Annotated in this window: 8 protein-coding genes, 2 tRNA genes and 3 rRNA genes; 9 read left to right on the top strand and 4 right to left on the bottom strand. The window is 53.8% G+C overall.

Features of this window, described 5'->3' with window-relative positions; translation table 11 throughout:
- Positions 1-6: 6 nt before the first annotated feature.
- Together fadA and fadB are read right to left on the bottom strand one after the other, a co-directional pair.
- A complete protein-coding gene (gene fadA / locus K8W53_RS22850; protein WP_000438783.1) occupies positions 7-1,170 on the bottom strand; it encodes an acetyl-CoA C-acyltransferase FadA in 1,164 nt (387 codons plus the stop codon).
- Between the two features lie 9 nt (positions 1,171-1,179).
- A complete protein-coding gene (gene fadB / locus K8W53_RS22845; protein ID WP_000966001.1) occupies positions 1,180-3,369 on the bottom strand; it encodes a fatty acid oxidation complex subunit alpha FadB in 2,190 nt (729 codons plus the stop codon).
- Positions 3,370-3,558: 189 nt separating this feature from the next.
- Here fadB and pepQ point away from each other — a divergent pair, with 189 nt between their 5' ends.
- The 9 genes from pepQ to rrf all read left to right on the top strand — a co-directional run bounded on the left by pepQ (position 3,559) and on the right by rrf (position 13,203).
- Positions 3,559-4,890: a Xaa-Pro dipeptidase gene (gene pepQ, locus K8W53_RS22840; RefSeq protein ID WP_000444525.1), complete on the top strand. Its 1,332-nt coding sequence runs from the start codon at positions 3,559-3,561 to the stop codon at positions 4,888-4,890.
- Entirely contained in the window at positions 4,890-5,504 is a 615-nt protein-coding gene (locus tag K8W53_RS22835; protein WP_000378897.1) for an IMPACT family protein, read from the top strand. The genes pepQ and K8W53_RS22835 overlap by 1 nt, the downstream gene beginning before the upstream one ends.
- A 38-nt stretch (positions 5,505-5,542) precedes the next feature.
- Complete coding sequence (gene trkH, locus K8W53_RS22830) at positions 5,543-6,994, top strand: Trk system potassium transporter TrkH (protein ID WP_000545688.1); 1,452 nt, start codon at positions 5,543-5,545, stop codon at positions 6,992-6,994.
- Between the two features lie 11 nt (positions 6,995-7,005).
- Complete coding sequence (gene hemG, locus K8W53_RS22825) at positions 7,006-7,551, top strand: menaquinone-dependent protoporphyrinogen IX dehydrogenase (RefSeq protein ID WP_023223975.1); 546 nt, start codon at positions 7,006-7,008, stop codon at positions 7,549-7,551.
- A gap of 377 nt (positions 7,552-7,928) precedes the next feature.
- A 16S ribosomal RNA gene (locus K8W53_RS22820) occupies positions 7,929-9,470 on the top strand.
- A gap of 69 nt (positions 9,471-9,539) precedes the next feature.
- Positions 9,540-9,616, top strand: a tRNA-Ile gene (locus tag K8W53_RS22815).
- A 109-nt stretch (positions 9,617-9,725) separates the two neighbouring features.
- Positions 9,726-9,801 (top strand) — tRNA-Ala (locus tag K8W53_RS22810).
- A 182-nt stretch (positions 9,802-9,983) separates the two neighbouring features.
- Positions 9,984-12,890: ribosomal RNA gene (locus tag K8W53_RS22805) — 23S ribosomal RNA — on the top strand.
- Between the two features lie 197 nt (positions 12,891-13,087).
- Positions 13,088-13,203, top strand: a 5S ribosomal RNA gene (gene rrf, locus K8W53_RS22800).
- The 16S, 23S and 5S rRNA genes sit together here with 2 tRNA genes alongside, the layout of an rRNA operon.
- A 302-nt stretch (positions 13,204-13,505) precedes the next feature.
- On the opposite strand, the gene mobB is transcribed toward rrf, so the two are convergent.
- A complete protein-coding gene (gene mobB / locus K8W53_RS22795; RefSeq protein WP_010989085.1) occupies positions 13,506-14,021 on the bottom strand; it encodes a molybdopterin-guanine dinucleotide biosynthesis protein MobB in 516 nt (171 codons plus the stop codon).
- The gene (gene mobA, locus K8W53_RS22790; protein WP_023224813.1) at positions 14,018-14,602 is read right to left on the bottom strand and encodes a molybdenum cofactor guanylyltransferase MobA; all 585 of its coding nucleotides are present in this window, start codon (positions 14,600-14,602) and stop codon (positions 14,018-14,020) included. Before mobA ends, mobB begins: the two co-directional genes overlap by 4 nt.
- Between the last annotated feature and the right edge of the window lie 17 nt (positions 14,603-14,619).

Raw genomic sequence — 14,619 nt, 5'->3', positions numbered from 1 at the left:
CTTTGATTAAACCCGCTCAAACACCGTGGCGATGCCCTGACCCAGACCAATACACATCGTCGCCAGACCAAACTGCGCGTCTTTGCGCTCCATCAGGTTGATAAGCGTGGTGCTGATACGTGCTCCGGAGCAGCCGAGCGGATGACCAAGCGCGATCGCGCCGCCGTTGAGGTTGATCTTCTCGTCTATCTGCTCCATCAATCCCAGATCCTTAATGCATGGCAGGATCTGTGCGGCAAACGCTTCGTTCATCTCAAACACATCGATATCGCTGGCTGACAGTCCCGCTTTTTTCAACGCCAGTTTTGACGCCGGAACCGGCCCGTAACCCATAATTGACGGATCACAACCCACCACTGCCATTGAGCGAATACGGGCGCGAGGTTTCAGGCCCAGCTCACGGGCACGACTTTCGCTCATTACCAGCATGGCGGCTGCGCCATCGGAAAGCGCGGATGAGGTGCCCGCCGTGACCGTGCCACTAACCGGATCAAATGCCGGACGCAGCGTTGATAGCGCTTCGACCGTGGTTTCCGGGCGGATCACTTCATCGTAGCTAAACTGCTTCAACACGCCGTCTGCATCATGACCGCCAGTCGGGATAATCTCCGTTTTGAATGCGCCAGACTGCGTGGCGGCCCAGGCGCGAGCGTGAGAACGCGCGGCGAACTGGTCCTGCATTTCCCGGCTAATGCCGTGCAGGCGGGAGAGCATTTCCGCCGTTAGCCCCATCATCCCTGCCGCTTTGGCGACGTTGCGACTCAGACCCGGGTGAAAATCCACACCGTGACTCATCGGCACGTGCCCCATATGCTCCACGCCGCCAACCAGACAAACCTGCGCATCGCCGGTCATGATCATTCGCGCTGCATCGTGTAACGCCTGCATCGAGGAACCACACAGACGGTTGACGGTGACCGCCGGTACCGAATGGGGAATTTCTGCCAGCAGCGCGGCGTTACGGGCAATGTTGAAGCCTTGCTCCAGCGTTTGTTGTACGCAGCCCCAGTAAATATCATCGAGGGTGGCCGCTGTAAGCGACGGATTACGCGCCAGCAGGCTACGCATTAAGTGGGCGGAGAGATCTTCTGCCCGCACGTTGCGAAACGCGCCGCCCTTCGAACGGCCCATCGGGGTGCGAATAGCATCGACAATGACAACCTGTTCCATTGTGACTCCTTAAGCCGTTTTCAGAGAACCAACCGGACGGGCTGGTTCAACCGGGGGATAATACGGTTCGTTATGGCGCGCTTTATTACGCAGCCCTTCCGGCACTTCATACAGCGGGCCGAGGTGTTGATACTGCTGCGCCATATCAAGATATTTCGCGCTGCCCTGTGTATCCAGCCAGCGAAATGCGCCGCCGTGGAACGGAGGGAAGCCCAGGCCGTAGACCAGCGCCATATCGGCTTCCGCCGGGCTTGCGATAATGCCTTCTTCCAGACAGCGAACCACTTCGTTAATCATCGGGATCATCATACGGGCGATTATCTCGTCGTCGCTGAAGTCGCGTTTCGGCTGACTGACGCTTGCCAGCAGGTCATCCACCGCAGCATCTTCTTCTTTCTTCGGCTTACCCTTGCTGTCTTCTTTATAGCGCCAGAAGCCCAGACCGTTTTTTTGCCCAAAACGGCTGGCGTCAAACAATGCGTCGATCGCGTCGCGATACTCTTTCTGCATCCGTTGCGGGAAGCCTGCCGCCATTACCGCCTGCGCGTGGTGGGCGGTATCAATACCCACCACGTCGAGCAGATAGGCCGGGCCCATCGGCCAGCCGAACTGTTTTTCCATCACTTTATCGACTTTGCGGAAATCCGCGCCGTCGCGCAGCAGTTGACTGAAACCGGCGAAATAGGGGAACAGCACGCGGTTAACAAAGAAGCCGGGGCAGTCGTTAACTACAATCGGTGTCTTGCCCATTTTGCTGGCCCAGGCGACGACTTTGGCAATGGTTTCGTCTGAACTCTTCTCGCCGCGAATGATTTCAACCAGCGGCATCCGGTGTACCGGGTTGAAGAAGTGCATTCCGCAAAAGTTTTCCGGACGTTCCAGGGCGCTAGCCAGTTCGCCAATTGGGATGGTGGAGGTATTTGAGGCCAGCACGGTTTCCGGGCGCACTTTCTGCTCGGTTTCCGCCAGTACCGCTTTTTTGACTTTCGGATTTTCGACTACCGCTTCGACAACAACATCTACGCGATCGAAACCGGCATAATCGAGAGTCGGGTGGATGGTCGAAATGACGCCCGCCAGCTTCAGACCGTCGATCTTGCCGCGCTCCAGCTGTTTGTTCAGCAGCTTGGCCGCTTCGGTCATGCCGAGGTTCAACGATTTATCGTTGATATCTTTCATGATGACCGGTACGCCTTTCCAGGCCGACTGGTAAGCGATACCGCCGCCCATAATGCCCGCGCCCAGTACGGCTGCCTGTTTCGGCGTCTCAATATCTTTGGTCAGCTTTTTGGCTTTACCTTTTACATATTGATCGTTGAGGAAGATACCGACCAGCGCACGAGCTTCATTGGTATGCGCCAGCGGAACAAAGCTTTTATTTTCCAGATTCAGCGCTTCTTCACGACCAAAACGCGCGGCGGCTTCAATGGTTTTCACTGCGGTCATCGGCGCCGGATAATGTTTACCCGCCGTTTGTGCGACCATGCCTTTAGCGATGGTAAAGCTCATCGCTGCTTCAATTTTGCTGAGTTTCAACGGTTCCAGTTTCGGCTGGCGTTTAGCTCTCCAGTCGAGATCGCCGGTAATGGCCTGGCGTAACACCGCTATCGCGCCTTCAATTAGCTTCTCTTGTTTGACCACGCCGTCCACAAGGCCGATTTTCAGCGCGTGTTCAGCACCGACATCTTTCCCGGCGGCAATGATCTCCAGCGCGCTGTCCGCGCCCAGCATACGCGGCAGACGAACGGAGCCGCCGAAACCCGGCATGATGCCCAGTTTAGTTTCCGGCAGACCGATACGGAGGTCTGGCGTCGCCAGACGGTAATCGGTGGCCAGCACGCATTCGCACCCGCCGCCCAGCGCATAGCCGTTTACGGCGGCAAGGGTCGGTACGGGTAAATCTTCCAGACGGTTAAAGACGCTGTTAGCGAAATGCAGCCATTGGCTTAACTGCTCTTCGGGGACGAGGAACAGTGAAAGAAATTCGGTGATGTCCGCGCCGACAATAAAGGCCGCTTTATTCGAGCGCAGCAGCAGCCCTTTTAAATCGTGTTGCTTTTCCAGCACCTCAAGCGCCTGGCCGAGGCTGGCGACGGTTGCGGTGTCGAGTTTATTGACCGAGCCTGGAGCATCGAACACCAGTTCGGCGATGCCATCTTCCAGCCAGTCGAGGTACAGGGTGTCGCCTTTATAAAGCATGTCAGTCTCCTGAATCCACAAGGTGATCTGGTCGTACCAGATGAAGCGAAGTGTGTGTTTTGTGTTAATAAAATGCAAATAAATGATTAAAGAAATGCCGATGTGATCACGCTCGGCAGAGATCACGCTCTCGTGGGGCGATGTGCTAAGATGCGGGAACTTGAGGTCAAAAAAACAGAAGGGTAAAAAATGGAATCACTGGCCGCGCTCTATAAAAATCATATCGTTACCTTACAAGAACGGACGCGCGATGTTTTGGCGCGCTTTAAGCTGGATGCGTTACTTATTCACTCCGGCGAGCTATTCAACGTCTTTCTCGACGATCACCCTTATCCGTTTAAGGTCAATCCACAGTTTAAAGCGTGGGTGCCGGTAACTCAGGTTCCAAATTGCTGGCTGCTGGTCGATGGCGTCAACAAACCCAAATTGTGGTTTTATCTGCCGGTCGATTACTGGCATAACGTTGAACCGCTGCCAACGTCCTTCTGGACAGAAGAAGTCGAGGTCGTCGCCTTACCGAAAGCGGATGGCATCGGCAGCCAACTGCCTGCCGCGCGTGGCAATATCGGCTATATCGGCCCGGTTCCTGAGCGCGCGCTACAATTGGATATCGCCGCCAGCAACATCAACCCGAAAGGTGTTATCGACTATCTGCATTACTACCGCGCCTATAAAACGGATTATGAACTGGCCTGTATGCGCGAAGCGCAGAAAATGGCGGTGAGTGGTCATCGTGCGGCGGAAGAAGCCTTCCGTTCCGGCATGAGCGAGTTTGACATCAACCTGGCGTACCTGACCGCCACAGGACATCGCGATACCGATGTTCCATACAGCAACATTGTGGCGCTGAACGAACATGCCGCCGTGCTGCATTACACGAAACTGGATCATCAGGCACCGTCTGAAATGCGCAGTTTCCTGCTGGATGCGGGCGCGGAATACAACGGCTACGCGGCGGATCTGACGCGGACCTGGTCGGCGAAAAACGATAACGACTACGCCCACCTGGTGAAAGATGTTAACGACGAACAGTTGGCGCTGATCGCTACCATGAAGGCGGGCGTCAGCTATGTGGATTATCATATTCAGTTCCATCAGCGCATCGCGAAGCTGCTGCGTAAACATCAAATCATTACCGACATGAGTGAAGAGGCGATGGTGGAAAATGATCTTACCGGGCCGTTTATGCCGCACGGTATTGGTCATCCGTTGGGTCTGCAGGTACACGATGTGGCCGGGTTTATGCAGGATGATTCCGGTACGCATCTCGCCGCGCCGTCCAAATACCCGTATCTGCGCTGCACGCGTGTGTTACAGCCGCGAATGGTGTTGACCATCGAACCGGGGATTTACTTCATCGAATCGCTGTTAGCGCCGTGGCGCGAAGGGCCGTTCAGCAAGCACTTCAACTGGCAGAAAATTGAAGCGCTCAAGCCTTTCGGCGGTATTCGCATTGAAGATAACGTGGTCATCCACGAAAACGGCGTGGAAAACATGACGCGGGATTTAAAACTGGCGTAATGGACAGTTGGTTAATCCCTGCAGCGCCGGTCACCGTTGTTGAAGAGATCAAAAAAAGCCGCTTTATTACGCTATTGGCGCATACCGATGGCGTAGACGCGGCGAAAGCGTTTGTTGAGTCAGTCAGAGCTGAGCACCCTGATGCGCGCCACCATTGTGTGGCGTGGGTGGCGGGGGCGCCGGACGACTCACAGCAACTGGGCTTTTCAGACGACGGCGAACCGGCGGGAACGGCAGGCAAGCCGATGCTTGCGCAATTGATGGGCAGCGGCGTCGGAGAGATTACTGCCGTCGTCGTGCGCTACTATGGTGGTATTCTGCTGGGTACGGGCGGGCTGGTAAAAGCCTATGGCGGCGGTGTGAATCAGGCATTACGTCAGCTTGCCACACAACGCAAGACGCCATTAACCGAATATACTTTGCAGTGTGAGTACGGTCAGTTGGCCGGAATCGAAGCATTATTAGGACAGTTTGCCGGGAAGATCGTTTCCAGCGATTATCAGGCGTCTGTTCGGCTCAGGGTGGCGCTTCCTTTTGCTCATGTGAATGCATTTTCCACAAAACTGGCGGATTTTAGCCGTGGTTCATTGCAATTGTTAGCGATTGAAGAATAATCCCCACCTCATTTTTAAGAATAAAGGAAGCGGCAGAGATGCATTTTCGCGCCATTACCCGAATCGTTGGACTACTGGTTATCTTATTTTCGGGGACAATGATTCTCCCGGGACTGGTAGCGCTAATATATCGTGATGGCGCAGGAAGAGCGTTCACGCAGACCTTTTTTGTCGCGCTGGCGATCGGTTCCATACTGTGGTGGCCAAACCGTAGGGAAAAGGGCGAGCTGAAATCCCGCGAAGGATTTCTTATCGTGGTGCTGTTCTGGACCGTGCTGGGCAGCGTGGGTGCGCTGCCGTTTATTTTCTCGGAAAGCCCAAACCTCACCATTACAGATGCTTTTTTTGAATCGTTCTCCGGGTTAACCACCACGGGCGCCACTACGCTGGTGGGGCTGGATTCATTACCGCACGCCATTCTCTTTTATCGTCAGATGCTGCAATGGTTTGGCGGTATGGGGATCATTGTGCTGGCGGTGGCGATTCTCCCTATCCTCGGCGTCGGGGGGATGCAGCTCTATCGGGCGGAAATGCCGGGGCCGCTGAAAGATAACAAAATGCGCCCGCGTATTGCCGAGACGGCGAAAACGCTGTGGCTTATCTATGTCTTGCTAACGGTAGCCTGCGCGCTGGCGCTATGGTTTGCAGGGATGCCCGCGTTTGACGCTATCGGACATAGCTTCTCCACTATCGCTATCGGCGGCTTCTCAACGCATGACGCCAGCGTAGGCTATTTTGATAGTCCCACTATTAATACCATCATCGCTATTTTCCTGCTGATCTCCGGTTGTAACTATGGCCTGCATTTCTCTTTATTAAGCGGGCGTAGCCTGAAAGTATACTGGCGCGATCCGGAATTCCGCATGTTCATCGGCGTACAGTTGACGCTGGTGGTGATCTGCACGCTGGTACTGTGGTTCCATAATATCTACGACTCGGCGCTGACAACGCTAAATCAGGCATTCTTCCAGGTTGTGTCGATGGCGACAACGGCAGGGTTTACCACGGACAGCATTGCGCGCTGGCCGCTGTTTTTGCCCGTCTTGCTGCTATGTTCCGCGTTTATTGGCGGTTGCGCCGGGTCAACGGGCGGGGGGTTAAAGGTCATCCGTATTCTGTTGTTGTTTAAACAGGGGAACCGCGAACTCAAACGTCTGGTGCATCCGAATGCCGTTTACAGTATTAAGCTGGGGAACCGGGCGCTGCCAGAACGTATTCTGGAAGCCGTCTGGGGATTCTTTTCTGCCTACGCGCTGGTATTTATCGTCAGTATGCTGGCCATTATCGCTACAGGCGTAGATGATTTCTCGGCTTTCGCCTCGGTAGTGGCTACGCTTAATAACCTGGGACCGGGGCTGGGGGTGGTTGCTGATAACTTCGCCAGTATGAATCCGGTTGCGAAATGGATACTCATCGCCAACATGCTATTTGGTCGTCTGGAAGTATTCACTTTGCTGGTACTTTTTACCCCGACTTTCTGGCGTGAATAATGGAGTAACACGTGAAAACATTGATTCTTTTCTCTACCCGGGACGGACAAACGCGCGAAATTGCCTCTTATCTGGCTTCTGAACTCAAAGAGATGGGGATCTGGGCCGATGTCGTTAATCTGCATCGCGCAGAAGAACCGGACTGGGATTGCTATGATCGCGTAGTGATTGGCGCGTCTATTCGTTATGGCCATTACCACAGCGCCTTTCAGGAGTTCGTTAAGAAATACGCCACGCGGTTGAACGGAATGCCGAGCGCCTTTTATTCCGTTAACCTGGTGGCGCGTAAAGCTGAAAAACGGACGCCGCAGACTAACAGCTATGCGCGTAAGTTTTTAATGAGCTCTCCGTGGCGACCTGACTACTGTGCCGTCATTGCAGGCGCGCTTCGCTATCCCCGCTATCGCTGGTATGACCGTCTGATGATCAAGCTTATTATGAAGATGTCGGGCGGCGAAACGGATACCAGTAAAGAAGTGGTGTACACCGACTGGGAGCAGGTTGCGCACTTTGCCCGTGAAATAGCCCATTTAACCAACAAATCGTCGGCAAAATAAACGCAAAGAATAAAAAGTGCGCACTCAGAAAATTATTTTAAATTTCCTCTTGTCAGGCAGAAATAACTCCCTATAATGCGCCACCACTGACACGGAACAACGGCACACAGGCCGCCGGGTCAGCGGGGTTCAGACCAGAACCTCACGGAGAAAAGCGAAAATAAACGCTTGACTCTGAAGCGGGAAAGCGTAATATGCACACCCCGCGCCGCTGAGAAAAAGCGAAGCGGCACTGCTCTTTAACAATTTATCAGACAATCTGTGTGGGCACTCGAAGATACGGATTCTTGACGTCCTCGGACGAAAAATGAATACCAAGTCTCAAGAGTGAACACGTAATTCATTACGAAGTTTAATTGATTGAGCATCAAACTTTTAAATTGAAGAGTTTGATCATGGCTCAGATTGAACGCTGGCGGCAGGCCTAACACATGCAAGTCGAACGGTAACAGGAAGCAGCTTGCTGCTTTGCTGACGAGTGGCGGACGGGTGAGTAATGTCTGGGAAACTGCCTGATGGAGGGGGATAACTACTGGAAACGGTGGCTAATACCGCATAACGTCGCAAGACCAAAGAGGGGGACCTTCGGGCCTCTTGCCATCAGATGTGCCCAGATGGGATTAGCTTGTTGGTGAGGTAACGGCTCACCAAGGCGACGATCCCTAGCTGGTCTGAGAGGATGACCAGCCACACTGGAACTGAGACACGGTCCAGACTCCTACGGGAGGCAGCAGTGGGGAATATTGCACAATGGGCGCAAGCCTGATGCAGCCATGCCGCGTGTATGAAGAAGGCCTTCGGGTTGTAAAGTACTTTCAGCGGGGAGGAAGGTGTTGTGGTTAATAACCGCAGCAATTGACGTTACCCGCAGAAGAAGCACCGGCTAACTCCGTGCCAGCAGCCGCGGTAATACGGAGGGTGCAAGCGTTAATCGGAATTACTGGGCGTAAAGCGCACGCAGGCGGTCTGTCAAGTCGGATGTGAAATCCCCGGGCTCAACCTGGGAACTGCATTCGAAACTGGCAGGCTTGAGTCTTGTAGAGGGGGGTAGAATTCCAGGTGTAGCGGTGAAATGCGTAGAGATCTGGAGGAATACCGGTGGCGAAGGCGGCCCCCTGGACAAAGACTGACGCTCAGGTGCGAAAGCGTGGGGAGCAAACAGGATTAGATACCCTGGTAGTCCACGCCGTAAACGATGTCTACTTGGAGGTTGTGCCCTTGAGGCGTGGCTTCCGGAGCTAACGCGTTAAGTAGACCGCCTGGGGAGTACGGCCGCAAGGTTAAAACTCAAATGAATTGACGGGGGCCCGCACAAGCGGTGGAGCATGTGGTTTAATTCGATGCAACGCGAAGAACCTTACCTGGTCTTGACATCCACAGAACTTTCCAGAGATGGACTGGTGCCTTCGGGAACTGTGAGACAGGTGCTGCATGGCTGTCGTCAGCTCGTGTTGTGAAATGTTGGGTTAAGTCCCGCAACGAGCGCAACCCTTATCCTTTGTTGCCAGCGGTCCGGCCGGGAACTCAAAGGAGACTGCCAGTGATAAACTGGAGGAAGGTGGGGATGACGTCAAGTCATCATGGCCCTTACGACCAGGGCTACACACGTGCTACAATGGCGCATACAAAGAGAAGCGACCTCGCGAGAGCAAGCGGACCTCATAAAGTGCGTCGTAGTCCGGATTGGAGTCTGCAACTCGACTCCATGAAGTCGGAATCGCTAGTAATCGTGGATCAGAATGCCACGGTGAATACGTTCCCGGGCCTTGTACACACCGCCCGTCACACCATGGGAGTGGGTTGCAAAAGAAGTAGGTAGCTTAACCTTCGGGAGGGCGCTTACCACTTTGTGATTCATGACTGGGGTGAAGTCGTAACAAGGTAACCGTAGGGGAACCTGCGGTTGGATCACCTCCTTACCTTAAAGAAGCGTACTTTGCAGTGCTCACACAGATTGTCTGATGAAAAACGAGCAGTAAAACCTCTACAGGCTTGTAGCTCAGGTGGTTAGAGCGCACCCCTGATAAGGGTGAGGTCGGTGGTTCAAGTCCACTCAGGCCTACCAGATTCGCTCCCGTGCTTTGTTGTGGCAAAGCTCGCATACTTCAGTATGCTTCGCTTCACCACGCCGCGCCCGGAAACGAATCAAAGGTAAGAGGTTCTGACTACACGATGGGGCTATAGCTCAGCTGGGAGAGCGCCTGCTTTGCACGCAGGAGGTCTGCGGTTCGATCCCGCATAGCTCCACCATCTCGTGAGTGTTTACGAAAAAATACTTCAGAGTGTACCTGAAAGGGTTCACTGCGAAGTTTTGCTCTTTAAAAATCTGGATCAAGCTGAAAATTGAAACACAGAACAACGAAAGTTGTTCGTGAGTCTCTCAAATTTTCGCAACACGATGATGAATCGAAAGAAACATCTTCGGGTTGTGAGGTTAAGCGACTAAGCGTACACGGTGGATGCCCTGGCAGTCAGAGGCGATGAAGGGCGTGCTAATCTGCGATAAGCGCCGGTAAGGTGATATGAACCGTTATAACCGGCGATACCCGAATGGGGAAACCCAGTGTGACTCGTCACACTATCATTAACTGAATCCATAGGTTAATGAGGCGAACCGGGGGAACTGAAACATCTAAGTACCCCGAGGAAAAGAAATCAACCGAGATTCCCCCAGTAGCGGCGAGCGAACGGGGAGGAGCCCAGAGCCTGAATCAGCATGTGTGTTAGTGGAAGCGTCTGGAAAGGCGCGCGATACAGGGTGACAGCCCCGTACACAAAAGCGCATGTGCTGTGAGCTCGATGAGTAGGGCGGGACACGTGGTATCCTGTCTGAATATGGGGGGACCATCCTCCAAGGCTAAATACTCCTGACTGACCGATAGTGAACCAGTACCGTGAGGGAAAGGCGAAAAGAACCCCGGCGAGGGGAGTGAAAAAGAACCTGAAACCGTGTACGTACAAGCAGTGGGAGCACAGGTTTACCTGTGTGACTGCGTACCTTTTGTATAATGGGTCAGCGACTTATATTCTGTAGCAAGGTTAACCGAATAGGGGAGCCGGAGGGAAACCGAGTCTTAATTGGGCGTTAAGTTGCAGGGTATAGACCCGAAACCCGGTGATCTAGCCATGGGCAGGTTGAAGGTTGGGTAACACTAACTGGAGGACCGAACCGACTAATGTTGAAAAATTAGCGGATGACCTGTGGCTGGGGGTGAAAGGCCAATCAAACCGGGAGATAGCTGGTTCTCCCCGAAAGCTATTTAGGTAGCGCCTCGTGAATTCATCTCCGGGGGTAGAGCACTGTTTCGGCTAGGGGGCCATCCCGGCTTACCAACCCGATGCAAACTGCGAATACCGGAGAATGTTATCACGGGAGACACACGGCGGGTGCTAACGTCCGTCGTGAAGAGGGAAACAACCCAGACCGCCAGCTAAGGTCCCAAAGTCATGGTTAAGTGGGAAACGATGTGGGAAGGCCCAGACAGCCAGGATGTTGGCTTAGAAGCAGCCATCATTTAAAGAAAGCGTAATAGCTCACTGGTCGAGTCGGCCTGCGCGGAAGATGTAACGGGGCTAAACCATGCACCGAAGCTGCGGCAGCGACACTGTGTGTTGTTGGGTAGGGGAGCGTTCTGTAAGCCTGCGAAGGTGTCCCGTGAGGGATGCTGGAGGTATCAGAAGTGCGAATGCTGACATAAGTAACGATAAAGCGGGTGAAAAGCCCGCTCGCCGGAAGACCAAGGGTTCCTGTCCAACGTTAATCGGGGCAGGGTGAGTCGACCCCTAAGGCGAGGCCGAAAGGCGTAGTCGATGGGAAACGGGTTAATATTCCCGTACTTGGTGTTACTGCGAAGGGGGGACGGAGAAGGCTATGTTGGCCGGGCGACGGTTGTCCCGGTTTAAGCGTGTAGGTGTGTGTTCCAGGTAAATCCGGTTCACTTTAACACTGAGGCGTGACGACGAGGCACTACGGTGCTGAAGCAACAAATGCCCTGCTTCCAGGAAAAGCCTCTAAGCATCAGGTAACATCAAATCGTACCCCAAACCGACACAGGTGGTCAGGTAGAGAATACCAAGGCGCTTGAGAGAACTCGGGTGAAGGAACTAGGCAAAATGGTGCCGTAACTTCGGGAGAAGGCACGCTGACACGTAGGTGAAGTGATTTACTCATGGAGCTGAAGTCAGTCGAAGATACCAGCTGGCTGCAACTGTTTATTAAAAACACAGCACTGTGCAAACACGAAAGTGGACGTATACGGTGTGACGCCTGCCCGGTGCCGGAAGGTTAATTGATGGGGTCAGCGCAAGCGAAGCTCCTGATCGAAGCCCCGGTAAACGGCGGCCGTAACTATAACGGTCCTAAGGTAGCGAAATTCCTTGTCGGGTAAGTTCCGACCTGCACGAATGGCGTAATGATGGCCAGGCTGTCTCCACCCGAGACTCAGTGAAATTGAACTCGCTGTGAAGATGCAGTGTACCCGCGGCAAGACGGAAAGACCCCGTGAACCTTTACTATAGCTTGACACTGAACATTGAGCCTTGATGTGTAGGATAGGTGGGAGGCTTTGAAGTGTGGACGCCAGTCTGCATGGAGCCGACCTTGAAATACCACCCTTTAATGTTTGATGTTCTAACGTGGACCCGTAATCCGGGTTGCGGACAGTGTCTGGTGGGTAGTTTGACTGGGGCGGTCTCCTCCTAAAGAGTAACGGAGGAGCACGAAGGTTGGCTAATCCTGGTCGGACATCAGGAGGTTAGTGCAATGGCATAAGCCAGCTTGACTGCGAGCGTGACGGCGCGAGCAGGTGCGAAAGCAGGTCATAGTGATCCGGTGGTTCTGAATGGAAGGGCCATCGCTCAACGGATAAAAGGTACTCCGGGGATAACAGGCTGATACCGCCCAAGAGTTCATATCGACGGCGGTGTTTGGCACCTCGATGTCGGCTCATCACATCCTGGGGCTGAAGTAGGTCCCAAGGGTATGGCTGTTCGCCATTTAAAGTGGTACGCGAGCTGGGTTTAGAACGTCGTGAGACAGTTCGGTCCCTATCTGCCGTGGGCGCTGGAGAACTGAGGGGGGCTGCTCCTAGTACGAGAGGACCGGAGTGGACGCATCACTGGTGTTCGGGTTGTCATGCCAATGGCACTGCCCGGTAGCTAAATGCGGAAGAGATAAGTGCTGAAAGCATCTAAGCACGAAACTTGCCCCGAGATGAGTTCTCCCTGAGACTTAGAGTCTCCTGAAGGAACGTTGAAGACGACGACGTTGATAGGCCGGGTGTGTAAGCGCAGCGATGCGTTGAGCTAACCGGTACTAATGAACCGTGAGGCTTAACCTTACAACGCCGAAGATGTTTTGGCGGATGAGAGAAGATTTTCAGCACTGATTCAGAGTTGAGTACGCAATAATTTGCGCAGCAGCAAGGCGGCAAGCGAAGGAAAGGAAGGAGCATACAGAAGTATGTGACTGACTTTACGAGCGCAGGCAACGCCGCTGATGCGATAAAGAATTGCGTACTGAGCATAAAAGAATTTGCCTGGCGGCAGTAGCGCGGTGGTCCCACCTGACCCCATGCCGAACTCAGAAGTGAAACGCCGTAGCGCCGATGGTAGTGTGGGGTCTCCCCATGCGAGAGTAGGGAACTGCCAGGCATCAAATAAAACGAAGGGCCCTGTCGGAAGACAGGGCCCTTTGTTTTATCTGTAGTCTGCCGGTGAGCACTCTCCTGAGGAGGGCAAATCCGCCGGGAGCTGATTTGAACGTTGCGCAGCAACGGCCCGTAGGGTGGCGGGCAGGACGCCCGCCATAAACTGCCAGGCATCAGACAAGTGAAGAAGCCCGTCCGTCAGGACGGGCTTCTTTGCGTGTGTGGTAACTGTAAAAATGTAGGCCTGATAAGCGCAGCGCCATCAGGCAACCGGCACCGCCGGATGGCGGCTCCGCCTTATCCGGCCTACAAGGAACGTGCTTTCTCTAACCACCGCAAAATGAAGGCAGAAATCTGCGATACATCATTAAGATCCAAAACGGGTACCGCTACGGCAAGTGGAATATCACTGGCAACCGCAATAACATGCTCATCAAGAATTAATTCTTCCTCGCTGTGCCCACATCCCTGACGAAAAAGTAAGATCTTCGCAACTGCCTCGTGTTTAAACCCTTCTACCAGCACCATATCCAGCTTTGATGCATCCATCCGGCTCACCAGCCATGCCAGATCCAACTCTTCTTGCCCCGGCGTTTCAGTCATTAACGCCCAGCGCTGCTGACTGGCAACCAGCGTTTGTGCTGCCCCGGCCTTACGTAATTCGTAGCTATCTTTACCCGGTTTATCAACATCCATATCATGATGGGTATGCTTAATCAGCCCTGGCCGAATACCGTGCGCACAAAGTGCTGGGATCAGTTTTTTCAGCAGTGTTGTTTTTCCCGTGCCGCTCCACGCGGCAATGGCGAGTAGCGGTATCATGGTCTCTTTTGCCATTGCGCGAGTTCCTCCGGCGTGTTGACGTTCACAAATGCCTCCTTACAATCGCTGAAATCAACGGCGTGTCCGCCTACCTGGCGCATAAAAATCATTACCCGCCGCTCGCCTGCTTGCAAATAAGCTGTCAACTGGGGCTCAACGGCACGATTAATCAACGCGATCGTTGGATGATCGCGCTCTCCATCATGAACCCAAACCACGGGTGCGCCATGACGCTGCGTTGCTAAACGATCGACCAGGTTGTGGGGGATACAGGGATTGTCACAGGGACAAAACAGAAACCAGTCACCTGCTACCTGCTGAAAAACGGAAAGCATACCCGCCAGCGGACCGGGAAAGTCAGCGATTGAATCCGGAATGACTTTCAGGCCGCTGGCCTGGTAGATATCCAGATGGCGATTAGCACTAATGACGACCGTAGCAAGTTGTGGCGCGAGCGCATCGGCAACGTGCCGCCAGAGCGGTTTCCCGTCCAGTTCAAGCAGACCTTTATCCGCACCTCCCATCCGCCGGGCTTTACCGCCTGCCAGCACCACGCCGGTTATTACTTCATCCAGATTCACCGATATCGCCTCTTTTA

The organism is Salmonella sp. A29-2 (genome assembly GCF_020150755.1).
In the GTDB taxonomy this organism is placed as follows: Bacteria; Pseudomonadota; Gammaproteobacteria; order Enterobacterales; family Enterobacteriaceae; genus Salmonella; species Salmonella enterica.
This window is presented reverse-complemented; position numbering and strand designations above follow the sequence as displayed.

Excerpts from the sequence above, each read along its gene's own strand:
- fadB (WP_000966001.1), bottom strand. The coding sequence starts at position 3,369 with ATGCTTTATAAAGGCGACACCCTGTACCTCGACTGGCTGGAAGATGGC.
- pepQ (WP_000444525.1), top strand. The coding sequence starts at position 3,559 with ATGGAATCACTGGCCGCGCTCTATAAAAATCATATCGTTACCTTACAA.
- K8W53_RS22835 (WP_000378897.1), top strand. The coding sequence starts at position 4,890 with ATGGACAGTTGGTTAATCCCTGCAGCGCCGGTCACCGTTGTTGAAGAG.
- trkH (WP_000545688.1), top strand. The coding sequence starts at position 5,543 with ATGCATTTTCGCGCCATTACCCGAATCGTTGGACTACTGGTTATCTTA.
- fadA (WP_000438783.1), bottom strand. The coding sequence starts at position 1,170 with ATGGAACAGGTTGTCATTGTCGATGCTATTCGCACCCCGATGGGCCGT.
- mobB (WP_010989085.1), bottom strand. The coding sequence starts at position 14,021 with ATGATACCGCTACTCGCCATTGCCGCGTGGAGCGGCACGGGAAAAACA.